Source organism: Geobacillus sp. FSL K6-3411 (assembly GCF_037965715.1).
Classification (GTDB): domain Bacteria; phylum Bacillota; class Bacilli; order Bacillales; family Anoxybacillaceae; genus Geobacillus; species Geobacillus thermodenitrificans.
The window spans coordinates 3,200,504-3,222,762 of the sequence record NZ_CP150187.1 but is presented as its reverse complement, the minus strand read 5'-3'; the positions used below and the strand labels follow the sequence as shown (position 1 = coordinate 3,222,762).

Below are 22,259 nucleotides of genomic sequence, written 5' to 3'. Positions count from 1 at the left end.
TTATAGATATTGCTTATAGGAAGATGACAATGGATGTATAAAATGGGGTGAGATAACCAATGAAGCCTTTTATATCGTTATGTATGATTGTAAAAGACGAAGAGAAAACAATTAGAAGGTGCTTAGATTCTGTATCAGGGATTGTAGATGAGATTATTGTTGTAGATACAGGTTCGACTGATAATACGAAACAAATTGTAAAAGAATATACTAATAAAGTGTACGATTATAAATGGAATCATAATTTTGCAGAAGCGAGGAATTATGCAGCATCGTTTGCGAGTGGAGAATGGATTCTTGTGTTGGATGCTGATGAGTATGTCGATAAAGAGAACTTAAAGCAAACAATCCGAGAGTTAAGGAGCAATAACGGTCAGTATGATATATATAGTGTAAATATAATAAACTTTATTGGGCAATATGGTGAGAATATTGTTCAGCACCGACATGCGAGATTATATAGGAATAATGGGAATATACACTTTTTTCGATCCATTCATGAACAATTAGAGGATAGAGAAAATAAAGAAGTTAAAATTGGTCTTTCTTCGCTGATTGTATATCATTCAGGTTATTTGACTAAGGTTATCAAAGATAAAAATAAACATAGTCGAAATCAAAAACTGCTTCAACAAGAGTTGGAACAAAAAATAAGCGAGGCTTTTGATTTATTTAACATGGGAAATCAATATAAATCACTTGGAAAACTAGAAGAAGCGTTAAATGCTTATGTGAATGCTTATAAAAAGAAAAAAGACTTTTGGCAAGCTTGGGTGCCTGTTTGTCTTTGCAATATGGTGGAATGTTTGATCTCCATGGAAAGGTACAACGATGCATTGTCTATTATTTATGATGCAGAGAATATATATAATCATGCAGTTGATTTTACATACTATAAGGGACATATATTTTTAAACCAACATCGTTATGATGATGCAAGAGAAGTATTCGAATTTATTATTGAAAACGGTGAAAGATTTAGTGATGTAATAAAGAGTCCAGATTTTGCAGATTATTTTCCATTCAAGAGATTAGGATATATCTACAATTTAAAAGGAGATTATGAAAAGGCGGTTAAGTACTATATTACTGCTCTGAGTTACAATAAGTATTGTCTTGAGGCGACTATTGGAATAATTGATATCTTGAAAAAATTTCACTCTGAAGAAGAAATATTCTCTTTTCTTTCTAATCATATTATTTCGGAAAATGGAACTAATTTGTTGAGACACCTTTTAGTTATGTTATTAAATAAAGGATTTGTAACGTTGTCTAGCTTATTTGTTGGGAGCTATTTTCAAGACGATGATTTGATTCAACATCTAGTAAGTTTAAAATTAGATATAATCAAGGGGGGATATGAACAATTTTATCAGGAAAGTAGAGTTGACTCGGTAATCTTGCTTAATGGATTAAATTTGCAAATTTTTGATATTGCCGATTTTATTATTTTATATTATCGGTTAGAAAACTGTTTGAGCAAGAGAATTATCGAAATGATTATTTCTCATTTCAACCTAACTTATTTGATTGAAATGATGAATAATAAAGATGTAGAGGAAAGAGTTGATACTTCTTTGTTTTTATATTTAGTTGAAAAGTGCATAACATTTAATCAACTAGATTTAATTGACAAATTAATAAGTTTGTTAAACCAGTATAAATTCTGTTTTGATTCAGATATCTATCTGAAATTGGGACATTTATTTTATCAATATGGTTTCGTAGAAATAGGAACAGCGTTTTATCAGGAAGTCAATATTAAGGACTGCGATGCAGAATGTTTTGTAAATATGATAAGGGCATTTCGGGATAGGAATGCTCTGGATGAAGCTTTGCAATTTGTATTGCTAGCCATCCAGCAGAAAATAAATGATTATAGAATTTTTCAAGAAGGCTTAGAAATACTTACCTTACACTCCAACGATTCGTTGAAAGATTACGTCGAACGTATCGCACTTCAAGCATTTCCCGACAGTAATACCTTAAAATCTTTAATAGTATAAATGGTTTAAATGATTTTTTATATCATGGTAAAAAATGCGGTGAGGGTGCAAACAAATGAAAAGTGCGTTGTTTATTTCTTATATTTTTCCACCTCTTGGTGGATCAGGGGTTCAACGTACACTGAAATTTATAAAATACTTAAGAAATTTTGATTGGAAACCAATAGTTGTAACAACGGGACAACTTAATTTTCCTCAAATTGACTATACGATGATAGAGGAAATTCCTGAAGATGTGAGGGTTATTAGGATCAATGAACAGCATTCTCTAACATTGAATCAGCTTCAAAATATTACGAAGCTCTATGATGATTTAGTTAAAGATAAAACTATTTTGGATGATTATCTTAACCTAATGAGTAATGAAAAGGCATCACTAATTCCGGATTCTTGTATTGCTTGGGCAAATAATGTAATCGAACAAATAGATAGCTTAATCGATATAAATAAGGTTGATCTCGTTTATACAACATCTGGTCCTTATTCGGATCATGTTGTTGGTTATTATTTAAAAAGAAGATTTAACAAGCCATGGGTAGCGGACTTTAGGGATGAATGGACTAATAATGCGTATTTGAATGATATCGATAAAAATTCTTTGATTTATAAAGTTCATCGTGAAATGGAAGAATCGATTGTTAACTTTGCGGATAGTATTATTACAACAACGCCTTTGGCTAGCGATAATTATGTATCATTATTTGATCTACCAAAAGAAAAAGTGTTTACAGTGACCAATGGTTATGACGAGGAAGATTTTCAAGAGATTAAAATAGACAAATTGGCAAGGAAGAATGAGAGGTTTACTATCATTCACAATGGTTTACTGTATTCTATAAGGACTCCTGATACATTTTTGAGAGCCTTATACAACTTGATCAAAACCAATCTAATACCTAGAGGAAAAATTCAGGTACAATTTATAGGAGCGGTAGAAGATAAAAAACAATGGGAAGAATATGTAAAAGATTTAGGAATAGATGACATAGTAAAATTTGAAGAGTATTTAAATCATAGTGAGAGCTTAACAAAGGCTGCTACTGCTGATGTACTCTTATTAATAGTTGGGCCGGGCAATAAATGCAAGTCAGTGTATACTGGTAAGGTATTTGAATATTTAAGATTGGGAAAACCTATTATTTCGCTTTCTCCACCTGATGGATTGGTAGATAAACTCATTAAAAAAAATAATAGAGGGTACAACGTAGAGTTTCATGATATCTTAGCAATAGAAAATGCAATTTTCAAGTTATATAGAAAATGGGCTAATAATGAACCACTCAATTTACCCATAACCAGCGATATACGACGATTTGAAAGAAGAGAGTTAACACGTCAACTAGCCTCAATATTTGATAAAGTATTATCTATGCATCAAATGAAAATAAAAAAAGATTTAATTTTAAAGGACGTAAAAGATACTTTAAGCCGTCTCCTTGATCTCGGTAACATTGAACAGGCAAAACAAATAATCAATTCTAATTCTGATTTATTAAATGTTGATGCGGAAATGTGCACCATGAAGTCTATTATTGAGATTGCAGAGAATAAACTAGAAGATGCTGAAATTACTCTTAAAAGAGCTAGAAGAATAGATAAGACTAATGTAGATGTTTTGTATAATCTAGGATATATTTACGAACGGAAAGGTTTATTCAATGAAGCGTTATATTATTATGAAGAAGCGTTGAAATATACGACTGATCAAAAATTTGCTACAGAGTTAAATGTGATAATTGAAAAGATAAAAAAGAATGGTTCATCACCAAATTTTGTGATTTAGTGACAAAAAAGAGAAAGCACTGACGAGATCCTGGCAATAATGTTAGCGGTGAAATAAACATTAGGGAGGTCTCGTAAGTGCTTTCTATATCACTAGGATTGCCAGAATTTAAAGTTATTAAACACGAACTTCTTTCCTATGGTTATGCGATTCATGTAGAGAAAACAGAGACACAGGAACGTTGCCCTCATTGTGGGTTTGCTACTTCCTCTGTCCACGACAGACGGACAAGAAAAGTACGGGATTTGGCGATTTTCCATCAACCGGTGTACTTGTTCGTAAAGGTAAAGCGCTATCGGTGCTGGAATTGTTCCCAAGTGTTTTCCGCCTCTTTGGAATCGATTCCACCCAATCAACACTACACCAATCGATTTTGTGAGTACTTGTATGAACTTTGCGAAGGCTCCACCATTCAAGAGGTTAGCCGAAAGCACCGTATTCCATATACAACATTGGAACGCATTTATTACTCCATCGCATCGAAAAAAGCAAAAGAGCGTCAAACAGCGACGGAGGTCTCTTCTCCAGAAGGAATGGTGCTTAGTTTAGATGAAATCGCTGTAAAAAAGGGACATCAGTATGAAACCGTATTGATGGATGCCAGAGCCGGATCGGTCATGGGAATGCATGCCGATCGCCAATGTGACTCCGCCATCAACTTGTTGAGCCAAAATGGCCTGTCGAAAGAAATGGTCCAAACGGTGATTCTTGACATGTGGGAACCTTATCATAAGGCGGTTCGCGCCCTGTTTCCATCTGCTTCGATTGTCATCGATAAGTACCATGTGGTTCAAAAAGTGACACAAGCCTTGGATCAAGCAAGAAAGGAATTTTCTCCATTGAAAAAGGCTCGATATCTTCTCTTAAAAGGCTGTGAAAAGCTTCGTAAGGACCAACGGCTTCGATTAGACGATATCTTGGAGGAGTATCCGGTACTTTCCATTGCTTATTATCTGAAAGAGTTGTTTCGGGATTTTTACCGAACCGATGGATATAACGAAGCAAAGGAACGCTTGGAAGAATGGATTAAGTTAGCCAAACAGAGCCCTTTTGCTTCTTTTCAGGAAGCAGCCAACACGCTTGAAAGGTGGAAAGAGCCTATTCTTTCCTACTTTTTGTGCCCATATACGAACGCCCGAATCGAGGGGACGAATCACAAGATCAAAAACATCAAACGCCGGGCATATGGCTATCGAAATCTAGAACGGTTTCGTTTGCGTGTATTTCTGGAGTGTACAGGGAACACTACAGGTAGTCAGGCTGCCTAAGCACTCCCTTCTTCCGCTATCGGTATGATAGTTGGTAGAATGGAACTCGTCAAGGAAAGCACTTGACTGTTTCCATTCTACCAACTTCGTGGTCTGTATGCGGAAGAAGGATCCTGACTGATGAACCTATTTCATCCAGCTAACATGTCTCTAGGATTGAGTAGAAATCACAGAAAATGGTGAAGACCCAAAAGAATTTTGTTGTTCATTAAAAAAGATGGTGTTGCAAAACTAGAGTAAAAACTCAAAATTATGGATGAGTATGCATAATTGCACATGTAATAGATAGCGATGAAGCCCGTACCACCGAGGTTGTTCCAACCCATTCATCTTTCATTGGTTAAATACTCGTTCGATGGTGCTGTGGAGACCAAACAGCCACTTCCCAAAAGGTAAAAGACGAATGCGAGCATCCTTTGCTTGGGTATTTTTTCAAAAGACCTGTATCAATGGGCTGAACTGACAGCCAAACAAACGCAATTGTTCGTAGTTCTAGGTCTGGAGACTTATTCGGAGATTCTAGGCATCCCTCCTCGCGCCTAGATACATGCCCGAATTTTGTCTAAATGCCTCCGATCCCTTTTGTATCAAGGGATGAGAGGCATTTTGTTTGTCTAGTGACTACCGATCTTGGGGGCATGAGGTTTCTCAAATAGAGAAAATGTACGACGGAACTGCATGACCCACTAAATCCCCCCTTCTTTTAGGCAGTCGATCAAGTGACCAAAGGTATAAACAGTTGGATAATCGTATTTCCTATATTTGTTCTCTCACCGATCATGCACAGGGAAAAGAGTTTTCGCTTTTAGTGACTTGTCTCGCTTCATAATCTTTTTTCTTTTGTCATTTACGTTCCCCCTTCACACTCCCTATGTTTCATCCGATATAAACGATAGAAAGCGTCCAAAGCAAAGGAGCGGAACCGTATGACGATTGAACGGGTGTCTTCTTCTTTTCTTCCGTATGCATTGATGCGAGGCGAACAGGTGAACGCAAACGTTGAGGTTTCGGCAGCACGGCCGCAAGAAGGAGAGGCTTCTTCTCCTTCGCATCTGTTTTCGAACGATGAGTTGGAGAACGTCGTCAATGGCTTGAATGAGTTGTTGCAGCCAAGCCATACATCGATCCGGTTCGAGCTGCATAAGGAGTTGAATGAGTACTACGTGCAAGTGATCGATGAAAAGACGCATGAGGTGATCCGCGAAATTCCGCCGAAGAAGCTGCTGGATACGTATGCAGCGATGATGGAGTTTGTCGGGTTGCTGGTGGATCGAAAAATTTAATGGTGGTGAAGAAACGTGGCAGGGAATTTGCGCATTAGCGGTTTGGCGAGCGGAATGGATATTGACCAAATCGTCAAAGATTTGATGAGAGCGGAGCGGATGCCGCTGGATAAGCTGTATCAAAAAAAGCAGCTGCTTGAGTGGCAGCGCGATGATTACCGGGCGATGAACACGCTGTTGCAAGGGTTGGATGACTACTTGTTCAGCAACATCACCCTCCAAAGCAGCATGCTCAAAAAAACCATCTCGAGCTCGAATGAAGCGGTCGTGACAGCGACAGCAAGCGCCAGCGCGGCGAATGTGGCGACGACGATTCAAGTTGATCAGGTGGCAACGTCAGCCGTTTGGTTATCCAATGTGAGTGTGCGCAAGGACGATTTTTCCGTTGATGCTGATACGACGCTGACGATCAAAGTGACGAACGGCGATGGCAGCACGAACACAGTGGAATTGACGGTGAAACAAGGAACAACGTTGGACGGATTGATCGCCCAACTGAACAGCAATGCCAACCTTGGCGTCAGCGCGTTTTACGATGAACAAACCGGACGGATTTCGATTATGAAGAAAGAGACAGGAGCGCAGGCCAGTTTGGTGCTGGATGACGAAGAGACGGCTAACTTTTTCGCAGAAAAGCTGGGGTTTACAGGAGCAGCGGCAGAGCAGGAGCTCACTGGAAAAACCGAAGGACAGGATGCGCAAGTGACGATTAACGGCTTAAAGTCTAGCCGTTCATCGAACACGTTCACGATTAATGGTGTGACGTATACGGTCAAAGGGACGGGGACGGCGACGGTGTCGGTGGAGACCGATGTCGATGCGATGGTGAACGTGATTAAAGGGTTTGTCGATAAATACAATGAAGTGATCGCCAAAATCAACGCCGAGCTGAAAGAGGAGCGCTACCGGAGCTATCCACCGCTCACTGACGAGCAAAAAGAAGCGATGACGGAAAAGCAAATTGAGCTGTGGGAAGAAAAAGCGCGAAGCGGGATGCTTCGCGGCGATTCGATTTTATCAAGCGCCCTTAGCCAAATGCGGATGGATTTGTATACGAAAGTGGAAGGAGCGAACATCCCGAGCGGGCTTTCGCAGCTGGCCCAGCTCGGCATTACAACGTCGTCGAACTATCTCGATGGCGGGAAATTGATCATTGACGAGACGAAGCTGCGGGAGAAGATTAAAGAAAACCCGGAAGCGGTGTATCAGCTCTTTAACCAAAACGGCACGACGGACGCGGAAAAAGGCATTGCCCGCCGTTTGCGTGATACGATTAAAGAAACGATCGGGAAGATTGAGCAAAAGGCCGGGAAGGCGCTTTGGACGAACCAGCAGTTTGCGATCGGGCGTGAGTTGATTCAAATCAATAATCAAATGGACCGGTTTGAAGACCGTCTGAAACTGATCGAAGACCGCTACTACCGACAATTTATGGCGATGGAAGAGGCGATTCAGCGCGCCAATCAGCAAAGCATGTATTTAATGAACGCCTTCTTCGGCGGCATGCAAGGGTGATAGTGGATTGGACGGCCGTTTGATTAGATCAGGCGCGCCCAGTTGAGTGGTGAATGATGAGCAGGGGCTGGCTTCAGCGTTTTTTGATTTTTTCATAACGTGCATGACTTACGGTGATGAAGACCCTTGCAATGCCTACAATCGTTTTTCTAGAACACTATATTGCTTGTCTAGTATATATGGTGAAGGCCGTTTTTTCGGGACAGAACGCGTTAACAATCGTTGCTTGTTTAATTTTATAGGGAATCTCGCATTTTGTGATGATCGAGAAGGAGTGAAGGTGATGGCAATGAACAACCCGTATCAACAATATCAAACGAATGCCGTGCAGACGGCATCGCCCGGTGAGTTGACGCTCATGTTGTATAACGGCTGCTTGAAGTTTATCAAACTCGCGCGCCAGGCGATCGAGACGGGCGATGTGGCGGCGCGCAATGAGAACTTGATTAAAGCGCAAAACATCATTTTGGAACTGATGAAGACATTGAAGATGGAGTATGAGGTCGCGAAATCGATGATGACCATGTATGACTACATCTACCGCCGCCTGATCGAGGCGAATGTGAAACATGATGCGGCGATTTTGGACGAAGTGGAAGGGTATGTCACGGAGTTTCGCGATACGTGGAAGCAAGTGATTCAGTTGAATCGGCAACGGCAATACGCGGAAGGCGGACAGGCGTAATGGGCGTAGTGCACGATGTTTGGGTGGTGACGAAACAGCTGCTTGAAGCGACGGCGCTGCCGTGGCCAGCTGAGGAGCGCGAGACGCGGCTGTCGCAGGTCGATGAGCTGCTTCGGCGACGCGAGGGGCTGCTTCACAAGCTACGGCCGCCATACAGTGAGGAAGAGCAACAGCTTGGCCGCGAGATCGTCGCTTGGAATCAGGAGATTGAGGCGCGGCTTCGTCAAGTGCGCGATGAGATTCGTAGTGATTTGCGGATGGCAGGGGCGAAGCGGCAGGCGAATGCTCACTACGTTCACCCATACGAGCAGCCGCTTTCCTTTGACGGGATGTTTTATGATAAGCGACGATAGGTGGGATTCAGGATGGTGGAATTGACAAGCACGGCGCTAAATATCATCCGCCAATACGCGGCGCTGCTCGAGACGGTCGAAGAAGGACTTGATTATGTGGAGGCGAGTTTTTCCGACCCGCGGCGGATGCATGCGGATATGGTGCTGGCGGATATTTTGTTGGCGCTTGGGAAAATCGGCGAGACGAACGTTTACTTATGCCAGCTGTTCGCTGATGAGAGTGATTTCGTCGGTCATATCGAACGGTTTGCAGATGTGCTCGAAGCGGCAGCGGCGCTTGATGGGCAGTTTGCCGATGCGGCGGCGAAAAAACGGATTATATGCGGACGGTTGTCGCCGGCGTTTCAGGCGTGGAAGATCGCGGTGGAGAGCGGCTTGCGTCGGTATGTTGTTCAATGAGAAACGGAGCGTGTGACAGGAGAGGCGTGCGATCCCATTGGTGAGGATGGGGCTGGAAGTTGGGGTGAAGATGCAGCCAACCATCAGCCTCTTCGAACGCAGGAGAGGAGTCCTGTCATATGTCAGTCGTTTGTTGGATGTCGAAATCACAAACGAACGGTGGAACTTACGGCGCAACGCGATAGGGAGCGAATGATTGGCAGAGGGCTGATGTGGATTGTTTGGCAACGGTGGGTAACTTGCCGTGGCTGTTTCTTTTGGTGTACCGGTGTTCAGGTTGGGAGTATGGAAAAGGACAGCACGGACTGTCCTTTTTCCTTATCCAATTTTCATTACTCTTCACCGAGCGAAGAAACGAGACGAAGCAGCATTTTTGCCTGACGAGGGTGGTCATCATGTCGTATACACACCAACTGCTGGCGTAAAATCAGGCTAATCAGCGGACGGATGTCATATATTTGCTTGCCATCGATATACATGTATTGAACCCCTTTGCCAAAGAGAACGAATGTCGTCGTTGGTCAGCCGTACGCCGCGCGAGAGCTGCACGTTGCTGCTTTTGGGAAATATGGACCTTTCCCATTTGTTTACAAACTACATATGTCCAACGTCATAAGGGAAAATGTATCTCTATGACTATATTTTTCTATGATTTTCACAAAATCTTCGCAAATATTTTTGATTGAAGTCGGGGGTTAGTGGGTAATTAAAAAGTGTAGGGATCTATAGTTTGAAAATAAGGAGTGGTCAGCAATGATGTATAACATTCGTGGGGAAAACATCGAAGTAACGCCAGCTTTGCGCGAGTATGTGGAGAAAAAAATCGGGAAACTGGAGCGGTACTTTGATGACACCGATCACGTTCATGTAAACGTTAACTTGAAAGTCTACAACGATGGACAAGGAAAAATCGAGGTGACCATTCCGATTCCGCATCTATTGTTGCGCGCGGAGGAGCGCCACGACGATATGTATGCGGCCATTGACTTAGTAACCGATAAATTGGAGCGGCAAATCCGCAAGCATAAAACGAAAGTCAATCGGAAGCTGCGCGACCGTGAGAAAGGAGTGAAGTTGGCGGCTCCTGTGCCAAACGGCGCTGCTGCGGCGGAGAACGACGAGGAATTTGAAATCGTGCGCACGAAACATTTCAGCTTAAAGCCGATGGACAGCGAAGAAGCGATTTTGCAGATGAATTTGTTAGGGCACAACTTCTTTATCTTTACGAACGCCGAAACGAATCGGACAAACATCGTCTACCGCCGCAAAGACGGACGATACGGATTGATTGAGGCAAACTGACATCGGTTGTTGATAAGACGCATCCCCTGCTTGTTGGGCAGGGGATGTTTCTCATGATACGGGGAGAATGTTTAGGGAAATATTGGTTAACGTTCGGCAGATGAAAAAATGGATTTCGCTTTTCCAGACGACGTTCGTTAGCGCTTTGTGCAGGTTGACGACCGTTTGGCAAAAAGGAACGGGCCATGGCCTCGTTGACTGCTCGCGTCAAGGTGTTTGCAGGCTGCACGGATGAAAGGAGTGGCCCGCCTTGAGCGGGAAATGGGGGAAGTAAAGGAACGGTTGGATCGTGGGGAAGCTGAAATAAACAGAAGTGAAGGAGTCGTTTCAGCGAGTGGGATACAGCTAGGGGAGATGGGCAAATGCGGCTTCATACAATCCATGAAAGGCACTATACCAACAGCGATCGAACAACTGCAGACCAAGGTATGGCTGCTCCGTGGACAAGCCGCATCCTTTTACGCCTGCGCGATGGTTGTCACTGTACCCTCTCAAGTGATATGATTAATAAGTAAGTCCATTGAAAAAATAAGGAGCGTTTCCTATGCTTGGAGTCTTAAAAAAGGTATTTGACCCGAACAAGCGCCAGTTGGCACGGCTTGAGAAAATCGCTGATCAAGTCGATGCGCTCGGGCCGGAGATGGCGCGGTTGTCGGATGAACAGTTGCGGCAAAAGACCGAGGAGTTTAAAGCCCGCTACCAGCAAGGTGAATCGCTGGATGATCTGCTTGTGGAAGCGTTCGCTGTTGTGCGTGAAGGGGCGAAGCGTGTTCTCGGCTTGTACCCATATAAAGTGCAAATTATGGGCGGTGTTGTCCTGCACGAAGGCGACATCGCCGAAATGAAAACCGGGGAAGGGAAAACGTTGACGGCGACGATGCCGGTCTACTTAAACGCGTTGACCGGGCGCGGGGTGCATGTGGTGACCGTCAACGAATATTTGGCATCGCGCGACGCGAAAGAAATGGGCCAGCTGTACGAGTTTTTAGGGTTGACTGTCGGGTTGAACTTAAGCGGCATGTCGCGCGAAGAGAAGCAGGCGGCGTACAACGCCGACATTACGTACGGGACGAACAACGAGTTCGGCTTTGACTATTTGCGCGACAACATGGTGCTGTATAAAGAACATATCGTGCAGCGCCCGCTTTATTTTGCCGTTGTCGACGAGGTCGACTCGATTTTGATCGATGAGGCGCGGACACCGCTCATCATTTCCGGGACGGCGCAAAAGTCGACGAAGCTGTATGTGCAGGCGAACGCGTTCGTGCGTACGCTCCGCAAAGATGTCGACTATACGTATGATGAAAAAGCGAAAAGCGTTCAGCTGACCGAGGAAGGGATGAATAAAGCCGAGCGGGCGTTTGGCATCGACAACTTGTTCGATTTGAAACACGTCACGCTCAACCACCATATTCAGCTGGCGTTGCGGGCGCATGTGACGATGCAGCGCGATGTTGACTATGTCGTGCAGGATGGCAAAGTGGTCATCGTCGACCCGTTCACCGGGCGCCTCATGCACGGCCGCCGCTACAGCGACGGGCTCCATCAGGCGATCGAGGCGAAGGAAGGCTTGGAGATTCAAAACGAGTCGATGACGCTCGCCACGATTACGTTCCAAAACTATTTCCGCATGTATGAAAAGTTGGCAGGGATGACTGGGACGGCGAAAACGGAAGAAGAAGAGTTCCGCAACATTTACAACATGCGCGTCGTCGTCATTCCGACGAACCGCCCGGTCATCCGCGAAGACCGCCCGGACTTGATTTACCGGACGATGGAAGGGAAGTTCCGCGCGGTTGTTGAGGATATTGCCGCCCGCCATGCGAAAGGGCAGCCGGTGCTTGTCGGCACGGTGGCGATCGAGACGTCCGAGCTGCTGTCGGAGATGTTGAAAAAACGCGGCATTCCGCATAACGTCTTAAACGCGAAAAACCATGCGAAAGAGGCGGAAATTATCGCCCAGGCCGGGCAAAAAGGCGCAGTGACGATCGCGACGAACATGGCCGGGCGCGGGACGGATATTAAGCTTGGCGAAGGGGTAAAAGAGCTCGGCGGGCTCGCCGTCATCGGCACGGAGCGGCATGAAAGCCGGCGGATTGACAACCAGCTGCGCGGCCGCTCAGGGCGCCAAGGCGACCCAGGGGTGTCGCAGTTTTACTTGTCGCTTGAAGATGAGCTGATGCGTCGCTTCGGCTCGGAAAGCTTAATGGCGATGATGGACCGTCTCGGGATGGATGACTCGCAGCCGATTCAAAGCAAAATGGTGACCAAAGCGGTCGAGTCGGCGCAAAAACGGGTGGAAGGCAACAACTTTGACGCCCGCAAGCAGCTGCTCCAATACGACGACGTCTTGCGCGAACAGCGGGAAATCATTTACCGCCAGCGCTTTGAAGTGCTTGACGCCGACAATTTGCGCGGCATTATTGAAAAAATGATCCAGTCAGTTATCGAGCGCGTCGTCAACGCCCATACGCCGAAAGAAGACTTGCCGGAAGAATGGAATTTGAAAGGGCTCGTCGATTACGTCAACGCCCATTTGCTTCCGGAAGGCGACGTGACGGAAGGCGACTTGCGCGGCAAAGAGCCGGAAGAAATGATCGAGCTCATTTGGGCGAAAGTGAAAGCGCGCTATGACGAGAAAGAAACGCAAATTCCGCCGGAACAAATGCGTGAATTTGAACGGGTTGTTGTGCTGCGCGCCGTCGATATGAAATGGATGAACCATATCGATGCGATGGAGCAGCTCCGCCAAGGCATCCATTTGCGCGCTTACGGGCAGGTTGACCCGCTCCGTGAATACCAGATGGAAGGCTATGCGATGTTTGAAAACATGATTGCGGCGATTGAAGAGGAAGTCGCGACGTACATCATGAAGGCGGAAATCCATCATAACCTCGAACGCCAGGAAGTGGCGAAAGGCGAAGCGGTTCACCCGAAAGAAGACGGTGAAGAACCGAAGAAAAAACCGATCCGCAAAGCGGTGCGCGTCGGGCGTAACGATCCGTGCCCGTGCGGAAGCGGCAAAAAATATAAACATTGTTGCGGAAGAGCGGTATAACCGTTTATAAATAATAAGAGAGGCATCGCCTCTCTTTTGAATGGCAAACGCAAATGATGCGCATACGATATTCATGATGAGGTGAGGACAACATGATCGATTTAGTGGAAATCAAGCAAGAGTTAGAAAAAATGGCTAAGCGATTAGCGGAAATCAGGGGGTCTCTTTGACCTCGAAACAAAGCAGACGCGCATTCAAGAATTAGAGGAGCAAATGGCCGCGCCCGGCTTTTGGGATGACCAGAAAGCGGCGCAGGCGATCATTTCCGAAGCGAATGCGCTCAAGGAATTAGTTGGCGAGTTTGAATCGCTCGCGGAACGGTTCGACAACTTGGAAGTGACGTATGAGTTGTTGAAAGAGGAGCCGGATGACGAGCTGCAGGCTGAACTTGTGGAAGAAGCGAAAAAATTGACGAAAGACTTCAGCCAGTTTGAGCTGCAGCTGTTGCTCAACGAGCCGTACGACCAAAATAACGCGATTTTGGAGCTTCATCCGGGCGCGGGCGGCACGGAATCGCAAGACTGGGCGTCGATGCTGTTGCGCATGTACACGCGCTGGGCGGAGAAAAAAGGATTTAAAGTCGAAACACTGGATTATCTCCCAGGCGAGGAAGCCGGGGTGAAAAGCGTCACCTTGCTTATCAAGGGACATAATGCGTACGGCTACTTAAAGGCGGAAAAAGGGGTACACCGGCTTGTGCGCATCTCCCCGTTTGACGCCTCAGGCCGCCGCCATACGTCGTTCGTGTCATGCGAAGTCGTGCCGGAGATGGACGATAACATTGAGATTGAGATCCGTCCGGAAGAGCTGAAAATCGACACATACCGCTCAAGCGGTGCGGGCGGGCAGCACGTCAACACGACCGACTCGGCGGTGCGCATCACCCACTTGCCGACCGGCATTGTCGTTACGTGCCAATCGGAGCGGTCACAAATTAAAAACCGCGAAAAAGCGATGAATATGTTAAAAGCGAAGCTGTATCAAAAGAAAATGGAGGAACAGCAAGCTGAACTCGCCGAGCTGCGCGGCGAGCAAAAAGAAATCGGCTGGGGCAGCCAAATCCGCTCCTACGTCTTCCATCCGTATTCGCTTGTCAAAGACCATCGGACGAATGTGGAGGTCGGCAACGTGCAAGCGGTGATGGATGGGGAAATCGATGTGTTCATTGACGCGTATTTGCGCGCGAAATTGAAGTAAAGAGCGATCATCTGATCGCTCTTTTTTTCTTTATCATAGTAGACCATTATCGCGTTAACTGACTGTCATTTACTTAAAAAAACGGGCATGCTATACTCACAGAGGAAGGTGGGGAAGCATGCGGAGAAAAAGAGATAAAGCGATGTCTCCAACGGTGGAGACGGCCTTGGAGTATGTGTACGTTCTTGTTGGCGCGGCGATTGTCGCCGTCGCGTTTAACGTGTTTTTGTTGCCGAACCGGATTGCTTCCGGCGGGGTGAGCGGCATTAGCACGATTGTGCATGCGCTGTTTGGCATCCAGCCCGCCTATGTTCAATGGGCGCTCAACATCCCGCTGTTTATCGCCGGCGTCGTGCTCTTAGGCCGACAGTTTGGCATCAAGACGTTTGTCGGGACGGTGTTTTTGCCGCTTGTCGTCTACATCACCAAAGGGATGGAGCCGGCGACGGTCAATCCGCTTCTTGGAGCATTGTTTGGCGGCATTGGCGTCGGGCTTGGTCTCGGTATTGTGTTTCGCGGCCGTGCCTCGACGGGCGGTACGGATTTGGCAGCGCAAATCATTCATAAATATACCGGACTGTCGCTTGGGGTGTGCGTCATTTTGATTGACGGCTTGATCGTCTTGACGGCGGCGTTCGTGTTCGATATTGAACGGGCGCTTTATGCTTTGATCGCGTTGTATGTGACAAGCAAAACGATCGACCTCGTCCAAGTCGGGCTTGGCTATTCAAAAATCGCCCTCATCATTACAAATGAAGAGGAAAAAGTGCGGCGCGCCATTTTGCATGAAATCGACCGCGGGGTGACGCGGTTGCCGGCGTATGGCGGGTATACGGAGCATGAACGGCCAGTGCTCATGTGTGTCGTCGCTCAATCGGAGTTCACAAAATTGAAACAAATCGTGCGAACCATTGATCCGACGGCGTTTGTCATCGTTGCCAACGCCTCTGAAGTGCTTGGGGAAGGATTTCAACGTACGTAAAATTGAAGAAATCGGTTATAATAACGAAGGAAGCGAATTTTTGTTTTTAGGGGGAGTTCGTCATGAAGTGGAAATTAGCAACCGTGTTCCTCGGCGCTTCATTGGCGCTTGCAGCATGTGGCGGCGGCGATGATAACGCTGGGGAGCAAAACGGCGGCAACAACGGTGGAGGGGATACCACTGCTGCTGCTGAGCAAGTCTATCAACAAAGCTGTGCATCATGTCACGGCCAAGACCTTTCGGGAGGGGTCGGCCCGAACTTACAAAAAGTAGGAAGCAAATACTCGGCAGACGAAATTAAAGAGGTCATCGCCAAAGGCCGCGGCTCTATGCCAGGAGGAATCATCCAAGGCGAAGACGCTGACAAAGTGGCGGAATGGCTCGCCACAAAAAAATAAGTCACGAAAACGAAATAAGCACCGTCCAGTTTCCTGTCAGGGACTGGGCGGTCTTTTGTTTTTTTCGCCTCTCACGAATGTTCCACACGATAGATCAGTTGTAGAGGGCGTTCACAAGATCTTAGAGAGAAGGATGGTAGTACTTACAGTGTACAGAGTGAAGAGAAGATTCACTCTTTATATTGCATATATAGGTCTTTTATGCTAGTTTTGCTATTGTTTCCTATTTGAAATATAAATGTAAAATTCGACAGCAAGAAATCGTGCTATAATAAGCCTTGTGGAATTTTGTACAATTGGTTCGAAACAACTCGAGAAATGACAGTAAGCGAGTCGAAAAATAGGTGATTATGATGATTGAAATGCAAGATGTATATAAGACATACCCAAACGGAGTCGTAGCGCTAAACGGCGTTAGCGTTCGCATTAAGCAGGGAGAATTCGTCTATGTCGTTGGGCCTAGCGGAGCAGGCAAATCGACATTTATTAAAATGATGTACCGTGAAGAAAAGCCGACGAGCGGCACCATTATGGTCAACGGTGTCAATCTTGCCAACATCAAAGACAGTAAAGTTCCGTTGCTGCGCCGCAACATCGGTGTTGTGTTCCAAGATTTTAAGCTGCTTCCGACGCTCACCGTGTATGAAAATGTGGCCTTTGCTTTGGAAGTGATTGAAGAATCGCCGAAAGTGATTCGCAAAAAAGTGATGGAAGTACTCGATCTAGTCGGCCTCAAACATAAAATCCGCTCTTACCCAAACGAACTGTCTGGCGGCGAACAGCAACGTGTCTCGATCGCCCGCTCGATCGTCAATTCCCCGAAAATCGTGATTGCTGATGAACCGACAGGAAATTTGGATCCTGAAACATCGTGGGGCATTATGGAACTGTTTGAGAAAATTAATGAACGGGGCACGACGATTGTAATGGCGACTCATAATAAAGAGATCGTCAATGCTACCCGTCGACGCGTTATTGCGATCGAAAATGGGACAATCGTCCGTGACGAGGCGAAGGGGGAATACGGCTATGACGCTTAACACGTTCAAACGCCACGTTCGGGAGAGCGTGAAAAGTCTTGGCCGCAACGGTTGGATGACGTTTGCATCCGCGAGCGCCGTCACGGTGACGCTACTGCTGGTCGGTGTCTTTTTTACCGTCATGTTCAACATTAACTATTTTGCGAAAAAAGTGGAAAATGAAGTCGAAATTCGCGTCCATATCGATTTGGCCGCTGACAATAAAGAGAAGGATGTGCTGCGCCAGCGAATCGAAGCCCTTCCAAGTGTGAAAGAAGTTCACTACTCATCAAAAGATGAAGAGCTGAAGCGGTTGATTGAAAGCATGGGTGAGGAAGGCTCATCGTTCCAGCTGTTTGAGCAAGACAACCCATTAAGCGATGTGTATGTTGTGAAAGCTGCTAATCCGCAAGATACCGTTAAAATTGCAAAGCAAATTGAAACGTTCCAGTCCGTTCATAAAGTCAATTATGGACAAGGGACGGTTGAAAAGCTATTTGATGCGCTTAAGGTCATGCGCAACGTCGGATTGGTGCTGATTTTTGGTCTGTTGTTTACAGCGATGTTTTTAATTTCTAATACCATTAAAATTACGATTTTTGCCCGTCGCCGTGAGATTGAAATTATGCGGCTCGTCGGGGCGACGAATGGGTTCATCCGCTGGCCGTTTTTCCTTGAAGGGCTATGGCTTGGGATGCTCGGTTCGATCGTTCCGATCGTCGTACTGGCGCTCGTTTATTACAATGTGCACCGTCTATACAAACAGCAGTTTTCCCTGCAGCTGTTCGAGCTTTTGCCGTTTTCTCCATTCATTTGGCAACTGAGCGCCTTGTTGTTGGGCATTGGCGCTTTGATCGGTGTCTGGGGAAGCGTCATGTCAGTGCGTAAGTTTTTGAAAGTATAAAAATCAGTTTGATAGGGAGAGGGGAAAAGCCATGAAAAAGAAAAAGATGATGGTGCTCGCTGTCGTGGCAACACTCGGATTGGGCGTTCTCCCGCCGGCGGCGAACGCTGTTAGCAACCGCGATATCGAGCAAAAACGAAGCGAAATCAATGCGCTGCGCTCGAAACGGTCGGGCGTTGAAGAGAAAATTAGCGAGTCGCAAAAAAACATTAAAGCCCTGCAATCGCAGCAAAAACAAGTCGCTAATGACATTGAAAAACTCAATAGCGCCATTGAGGAAACGAGCGGCAAAATTCGCAAAGTCAGCACGGACATTGATGAAACCGAACGGGCGATTGACAAGCTGCAACAAGAAATTGCCGAGATTCAGGAGCGGATTGAAAAACGGAATGAAATCTTAAAAGCGCGCATCCGTTCGCTCCAAGAAAGCGGTGGAGCGGTCAGCTACTTGGAAGTGTTGCTTGGCGCTCAAAGCTTTAGTGACTTCATCGACCGAATGAGCGCGGTGACAGCCATCATGGAAGCTGACCAACAAATCCTCCGCGAGCAGGAAGCGGATAAAGCGCTCAAAGAGAAAAAAGAAACTGAGCTGACGCAAAAGCGGAACAAACTGCAAGCGGACTTGCAGGAGCTGAAACAGCTGCAAGCCAAACTTGATGCCCAGCTTGAACAGAAAAACCGCTTAATGTCGGATTTGAAAGAGAAAGAGGAAGAAGAGCATCATCATAAAATGGAACTTGAAGAGGAAAAAGAACTGATCGCGAAACAAGAAGCCGCTGTGAAGCAGCAGCTCGCCGAACTTGAGCGGCAGAAACGGGTCGAGGAAGAGGCAGCGAAACAGCGTGCACGTACATATACAGCGCCGAAATCTTCGCCGTCGACATCTTCGTCTTCATCGTCAACATCGAAAAGCGGCGGAGAAACGCCATCCGGCGGCAGCACACCGCCTGTATCAAGCGGAGCGTTTACTCGCCCGGCCAACGGACCGATCACATCCGGTTTTGGCTACCGGTTTGGCGGCTCCGATTTTCACCCGGCGGTTGACATCGGCAAGCGTGCCCCGGTCGTTCCGGTCGTTGCGGCTGCTGATGGGGTCGTGTTCCGTTCCTACTATTCTAGCAGCTACGGCAACGCCATTTTCGTCAGCCACGTCATTAACGGTCAAGTGTATACGACCGTTTACGCCCATCTCGAGGCGCGCTTGGTCGGAGAAGGACAACGTGTCAGCAAAGGACAAATCATCGGCTATATGGGCAACACTGGACATTCAACCGGCCCACACCTTCACTTTGAGTTGCATCGCGGCAGTTGGAACCCTGGGAAAACGAATGCGGTCGACCCGCGTAGTTATATCGCGTTCTAACGCTTACACCACCTCGTATACGCAACTTGCCTGCCTCGTTGAGGAAGGCGAGTTGCGTATTTTTTTGTGGCCATCGCTTCTGGAGAGGGGACGCCATCGTCATCCGGGAAACGACCGGCGTGCCCGCTGCCCGCATGAAGACCGCCTCTAACCTGCCCAATGGTTGACTTGTTGCTCGAAGAAAGGCAATAAAATGCATAGGAGCAAGGAGAAGCAGACACAAACAGGCGGTTGACAAAAGAAGTATGCTCTTATATAATAATCTCGAATTCGAGATTTATGAATTAATGAGGTTTAGTGAATATCGCTGACAGTTTACGATTCGTATCATCTTCAAAGGAATGAAGGAGTGAAAACGGATGATCCGTATTGACCGGGCTTCGTCCCGTTATCATGCTGATTACGGTTGGTTGAAGACGTACCATAGTTTTTCGTTTGGTGAATATTACGATCCGAACAACATTCAGTTCGGGCCGCTGCGGGTGTTAAATGATGATGTCATCGCACCGCTGGCTGGTTTTGGTGCTCACCCGCACCGGGAGATGGAAATTGTGTCGATCGTGTTAAAAGGGTATTTGCAACATGAAGACAGCACCGGGCATAAGGCAGTGACGACGTTTGGCGGCGTGCAGCGGATGTCCGCGGGTACCGGCATCGTTCATTCGGAAGTAAATCCGTCGGCGACAGAAGAGGTCAACTTTCTGCAACTTTGGTTTTTGCCGGAAGAGTATGGATTAACGCCTTCGTACGAGCGGGTTGAATTTCCAGTCGAAAAGATGAGAAACGCGCTGCTGCCTGTCGTGGCGAAACAGCCTTCTTCTCCGGGAATTGCTCACATTCATCAAGATTTGACCATTTACCTTTCTGACTTGGAAGCCGGACATGAACTGACATTTACCCAGCCAGAGGAGCGAAACATCTTTGTCTTTGTCATCGAGGGAGACTTGTCATTGAACGGTGAGGCGGACTTGCAACGGCGCGATGCGGCTCGCATAACGGAGACGCCGACGCTTCGCCTGTTGACGAACGAAGGGGCGCGGTTCATGCTCATTGACTTACCAAACTAACACCAAAAGGAAGAGACATCTTTCGCCAATGAGGCGGGGTGTCTCTTTTTTTGAGCCCGTATGAGTTGAGAAATCAAAAGGGAGCGTGTAAACTAATAGCAGACGACGCTTCCCCTATGGCGACAATGGGGAAGCATACTCAGTACAAGCCTGACATATGATGGAGATAAGGGCATGGCACGGCATGATGCGGTGCTTTTCCTTTATGTATAGGGTGAGGAGGAAACAACGTGAAAAAAACAACGACGGCCGTATTGATGGCCCTATCGATGCTCATCGGGGCCGGTGGGACGTATGTCGGCTTGCAGCTGGCCGGCGGAGCAGAGGACAGTCCGATGTCAGCAGTCATTCCGAATGAATCGTCCAAGGGGGCAAACGACGAAGAAGAGATAAAAAAAATCCGCCAGGCATATGAGCTGATCAAAAGCCGGTACGTGGAAAAAGTAGATGAGGAAAAATTGGCGGAAGGCGCCATTCAAGGGATGATTGGTACGCTTGACGATCCGTATTCTGTCTATATGGATGCGGAAACGACCGAACAGTTTAACGAATCGCTTGATTCATCATTTGAGGGGATCGGTGCTGAAGTGAGCATGATTGACGGGAAAGTGACGATCGTTGCACCGATTAAAAACTCGCCGGCGGAAAAAGCGGGGCTGAAACCGAACGATCAAATTTTGCGCGTCAACGGGGAAAGCCTTGAGGGGCTCGATTTGTATGAGGCAGTGCTGAAAATCCGCGGCAAAAAAGGGACGACGGTGGAGCTTGAGATTCTCCGCCCGGGCGCCAAAAATGCGATGAAAGTCAAAGTCGTCCGTGACGAAATCCCGATCGAAACGGTGTATGAGGCGGTGAAAACGTATGATGGCAAAAAGGCCGGCTATTTGCAAATCACATCGTTTTCGGAAAATACAGCCGCCGATTTTAAAAAGAAACTAGCGAAGCTTGAGGCTGAGAAAATCGACGGGCTCATTATCGACGTGCGCGGCAATCCGGGGGGCTATTTGCAAAGCATCGAGGAAATTTTAAAAGACCTTGTCCCGAAACATAAACCGTACGTGCAAATTGAAGAGCGCAATGGCGACAAGCAAAAATTTTATTCTGATATAACAGAGAAAAAGCCATACCCGATCGTTGTGCTCATTGACAAAGGCAGTGCGTCGGCATCGGAAATTTTAGCGGGAGCGATGAAGGAAGCCGGCGGTTACAAGCTCGTCGGTGAGACGACGTTCGGTAAAGGAACGGTGCAGCAGGCGATTCCAATGGGCGATGGCAGCAACATTAAGCTGACGCTTTACAAATGGCTGACGCCGGATGGGCATTGGATCCATGGAAAAGGAATCAAGCCAGATGTGGCCGTTGAGCAGCCTGAGTTTTTCCACGTCGCTCCGCTTCATGTAGAAAAACCGTTCACGTATGATATGAATGATGAACAAATTGCGAATGCACAAAAAATGTTAAAAGGACTCGGTTTTGACCCGGGCCGTACGGACGGCTATTTCAGCAAAGAAACGGAAACAGCGGTGAAAGCATTCCAAAAAGCGAATAAGCTTCCCGCCACCGGTCGTATCGATGAAACGACGGCTAACGTACTGCAAACAAAAATTATGGAAGCGATCCGCGATCCGAAGCACGATGTACAGCTGAAAGCGGCGTTACACGTATTGTTCCCATAAA

20 protein-coding genes and 1 pseudogene are annotated in these 22,259 nt (G+C 46.6%); 19 read left to right on the top strand and 2 right to left on the bottom strand.

Features of this window, described 5'->3' with window-relative positions; translation table 11 throughout:
* The first annotated feature begins 83 nt into the window (after positions 1–83).
* The 3 genes from NSQ22_RS16565 (at position 84) to NSQ22_RS16555 (ending at position 5,057) form a co-directional block, all read left to right on the top strand.
* Positions 84–2,006 (top strand): glycosyltransferase, encoded by a 1,923-nt coding sequence (locus NSQ22_RS16565; RefSeq protein ID WP_339263877.1) that lies wholly within the window; start codon positions 84–86, stop codon positions 2,004–2,006.
* Positions 2,007–2,061: 55 nt separating this feature from the next.
* Positions 2,062–3,789 (top strand): tetratricopeptide repeat protein, encoded by a 1,728-nt coding sequence (locus NSQ22_RS16560; protein WP_339263876.1) that lies wholly within the window; start codon positions 2,062–2,064, stop codon positions 3,787–3,789.
* A gap of 77 nt (positions 3,790–3,866) precedes the next feature.
* Complete coding sequence (locus NSQ22_RS16555) at positions 3,867–5,057, top strand: ISL3 family transposase (protein WP_008878914.1); 1,191 nt, start codon at positions 3,867–3,869, stop codon at positions 5,055–5,057.
* 231 nt (positions 5,058–5,288) lie between these two features.
* Here NSQ22_RS16555 and NSQ22_RS16550 read toward each other — a convergent pair.
* Positions 5,289–5,414, bottom strand: a pseudogene (locus NSQ22_RS16550) (ISNCY family transposase); the annotation flags it as partial.
* A gap of 569 nt (positions 5,415–5,983) precedes the next feature.
* On the opposite strand from NSQ22_RS16550, the gene flaG reads away from it, so the two are divergent.
* From flaG to NSQ22_RS16525, 5 genes are all read left to right on the top strand, one after another.
* A complete protein-coding gene (gene flaG, locus NSQ22_RS16545; protein WP_339263874.1) occupies positions 5,984–6,340 on the top strand; it encodes a flagellar protein FlaG in 357 nt (118 codons plus the stop codon).
* A 15-nt stretch (positions 6,341–6,355) separates the two neighbouring features.
* A complete protein-coding gene (locus NSQ22_RS16540) occupies positions 6,356–7,855 on the top strand; it encodes a flagellar hook-associated protein 2 (protein ID WP_339263873.1) in 1,500 nt (499 codons plus the stop codon).
* A 283-nt stretch (positions 7,856–8,138) separates the two neighbouring features.
* Positions 8,139–8,540, top strand: coding sequence for a flagellar export chaperone FliS (gene fliS / locus NSQ22_RS16535; RefSeq protein WP_008880338.1), 402 nt, complete (start codon positions 8,139–8,141; stop codon positions 8,538–8,540).
* Entirely contained in the window at positions 8,540–8,893 is a 354-nt protein-coding gene (locus tag NSQ22_RS16530) for a flagellar protein FliT (protein ID WP_008880337.1), read from the top strand. The genes fliS and NSQ22_RS16530 overlap by 1 nt, the downstream gene beginning before the upstream one ends.
* A 12-nt stretch (positions 8,894–8,905) precedes the next feature.
* Entirely contained in the window at positions 8,906–9,292 is a 387-nt protein-coding gene (locus NSQ22_RS16525) for a hypothetical protein (protein ID WP_008880336.1), read from the top strand.
* Positions 9,293–9,624: 332 nt separating this feature from the next.
* On the opposite strand, the gene NSQ22_RS16520 is transcribed toward NSQ22_RS16525, so the two are convergent.
* On the bottom strand, positions 9,625–9,771 hold the full coding sequence (locus NSQ22_RS16520) for a hypothetical protein (RefSeq protein WP_328191363.1): 147 nt from the start codon (positions 9,769–9,771) through the stop codon (positions 9,625–9,627).
* Positions 9,772–10,045: 274 nt separating this feature from the next.
* Between NSQ22_RS16520 and raiA the strand changes: the two genes are divergently transcribed.
* The 11 genes from raiA to NSQ22_RS16465 all read left to right on the top strand — a co-directional run bounded on the left by raiA (position 10,046) and on the right by NSQ22_RS16465 (position 22,258).
* Entirely contained in the window at positions 10,046–10,594 is a 549-nt protein-coding gene (gene raiA, locus NSQ22_RS16515) for a ribosome-associated translation inhibitor RaiA (protein ID WP_008880334.1), read from the top strand.
* Between the two features lie 231 nt (positions 10,595–10,825).
* Entirely contained in the window at positions 10,826–11,098 is a 273-nt protein-coding gene (locus NSQ22_RS16510) for a hypothetical protein (RefSeq protein ID WP_081157400.1), read from the top strand.
* A 40-nt stretch (positions 11,099–11,138) separates the two neighbouring features.
* Positions 11,139–13,652: a preprotein translocase subunit SecA gene (gene secA, locus NSQ22_RS16505; RefSeq protein WP_339263870.1), complete on the top strand. Its 2,514-nt coding sequence runs from the start codon at positions 11,139–11,141 to the stop codon at positions 13,650–13,652.
* A 92-nt stretch (positions 13,653–13,744) separates the two neighbouring features.
* A protein-coding gene (prfB, locus tag NSQ22_RS16500) for a peptide chain release factor 2 (RefSeq protein ID WP_144038740.1) occupies positions 13,745–14,849 on the top strand; the annotation gives its coding sequence in 2 pieces (ribosomal slippage) (positions 13,745–13,819 and positions 13,821–14,849; 1,104 coding nt in all).
* Positions 14,850–14,967: 118 nt separating this feature from the next.
* On the top strand, positions 14,968–15,831 hold the full coding sequence (locus tag NSQ22_RS16495) for a YitT family protein (RefSeq protein WP_029761351.1): 864 nt from the start codon (positions 14,968–14,970) through the stop codon (positions 15,829–15,831).
* A gap of 62 nt (positions 15,832–15,893) precedes the next feature.
* Positions 15,894–16,229, top strand: a complete 336-nt coding sequence (gene cccB, locus NSQ22_RS16490; protein WP_339263867.1) for a cytochrome c551 — start codon at positions 15,894–15,896, stop codon at positions 16,227–16,229.
* Positions 16,230–16,582: 353 nt separating this feature from the next.
* Positions 16,583–17,269, top strand: a complete 687-nt coding sequence (gene ftsE, locus NSQ22_RS16485; protein WP_029761350.1) for a cell division ATP-binding protein FtsE — start codon at positions 16,583–16,585, stop codon at positions 17,267–17,269.
* Positions 17,259–18,152, top strand: a complete 894-nt coding sequence (gene ftsX / locus NSQ22_RS16480; protein ID WP_339263865.1) for a permease-like cell division protein FtsX — start codon at positions 17,259–17,261, stop codon at positions 18,150–18,152. The genes ftsE and ftsX overlap by 11 nt, the downstream gene beginning before the upstream one ends.
* A gap of 31 nt (positions 18,153–18,183) precedes the next feature.
* Positions 18,184–19,515 (top strand): M23 family metallopeptidase, encoded by a 1,332-nt coding sequence (locus NSQ22_RS16475; RefSeq protein WP_029761348.1) that lies wholly within the window; start codon positions 18,184–18,186, stop codon positions 19,513–19,515.
* Positions 19,516–19,874: 359 nt separating this feature from the next.
* A complete protein-coding gene (locus NSQ22_RS16470) occupies positions 19,875–20,582 on the top strand; it encodes a pirin family protein (RefSeq protein ID WP_029761347.1) in 708 nt (235 codons plus the stop codon).
* A 230-nt stretch (positions 20,583–20,812) separates the two neighbouring features.
* Entirely contained in the window at positions 20,813–22,258 is a 1,446-nt protein-coding gene (locus NSQ22_RS16465; RefSeq protein ID WP_008880324.1) for a S41 family peptidase, read from the top strand.
* Position 22,259: the final 1 nt, after the last annotated feature.

What these genes read in the sequence shown, in the direction of transcription:
- NSQ22_RS16565 (WP_339263877.1), top strand. Translation starts at nt 84, where the DNA reads ATGATTGTAAAAGACGAAGAGAAAACAATTAGAAGGTGCTTAGATTCT.
- NSQ22_RS16560 (WP_339263876.1), top strand. Translation starts at nt 2,062, where the DNA reads ATGAAAAGTGCGTTGTTTATTTCTTATATTTTTCCACCTCTTGGTGGA.
- flaG (WP_339263874.1), top strand. Translation starts at nt 5,984, where the DNA reads ATGACGATTGAACGGGTGTCTTCTTCTTTTCTTCCGTATGCATTGATG.
- fliS (WP_008880338.1), top strand. Translation starts at nt 8,139, where the DNA reads ATGGCAATGAACAACCCGTATCAACAATATCAAACGAATGCCGTGCAG.
- NSQ22_RS16530 (WP_008880337.1), top strand. Translation starts at nt 8,540, where the DNA reads ATGGGCGTAGTGCACGATGTTTGGGTGGTGACGAAACAGCTGCTTGAA.
- NSQ22_RS16525 (WP_008880336.1), top strand. Translation starts at nt 8,906, where the DNA reads ATGGTGGAATTGACAAGCACGGCGCTAAATATCATCCGCCAATACGCG.
- NSQ22_RS16520 (WP_328191363.1), bottom strand. Translation starts at nt 9,771, where the DNA reads ATGTATATCGATGGCAAGCAAATATATGACATCCGTCCGCTGATTAGC.
- raiA (WP_008880334.1), top strand. Translation starts at nt 10,046, where the DNA reads ATGATGTATAACATTCGTGGGGAAAACATCGAAGTAACGCCAGCTTTG.
- NSQ22_RS16510 (WP_081157400.1), top strand. Translation starts at nt 10,826, where the DNA reads ATGAAAGGAGTGGCCCGCCTTGAGCGGGAAATGGGGGAAGTAAAGGAA.
- secA (WP_339263870.1), top strand. Translation starts at nt 11,139, where the DNA reads ATGCTTGGAGTCTTAAAAAAGGTATTTGACCCGAACAAGCGCCAGTTG.
- NSQ22_RS16495 (WP_029761351.1), top strand. Translation starts at nt 14,968, where the DNA reads ATGCGGAGAAAAAGAGATAAAGCGATGTCTCCAACGGTGGAGACGGCC.
- cccB (WP_339263867.1), top strand. Translation starts at nt 15,894, where the DNA reads ATGAAGTGGAAATTAGCAACCGTGTTCCTCGGCGCTTCATTGGCGCTT.
- ftsE (WP_029761350.1), top strand. Translation starts at nt 16,583, where the DNA reads ATGATTGAAATGCAAGATGTATATAAGACATACCCAAACGGAGTCGTA.
- ftsX (WP_339263865.1), top strand. Translation starts at nt 17,259, where the DNA reads ATGACGCTTAACACGTTCAAACGCCACGTTCGGGAGAGCGTGAAAAGT.
- NSQ22_RS16475 (WP_029761348.1), top strand. Translation starts at nt 18,184, where the DNA reads ATGAAAAAGAAAAAGATGATGGTGCTCGCTGTCGTGGCAACACTCGGA.
- NSQ22_RS16470 (WP_029761347.1), top strand. Translation starts at nt 19,875, where the DNA reads ATGATCCGTATTGACCGGGCTTCGTCCCGTTATCATGCTGATTACGGT.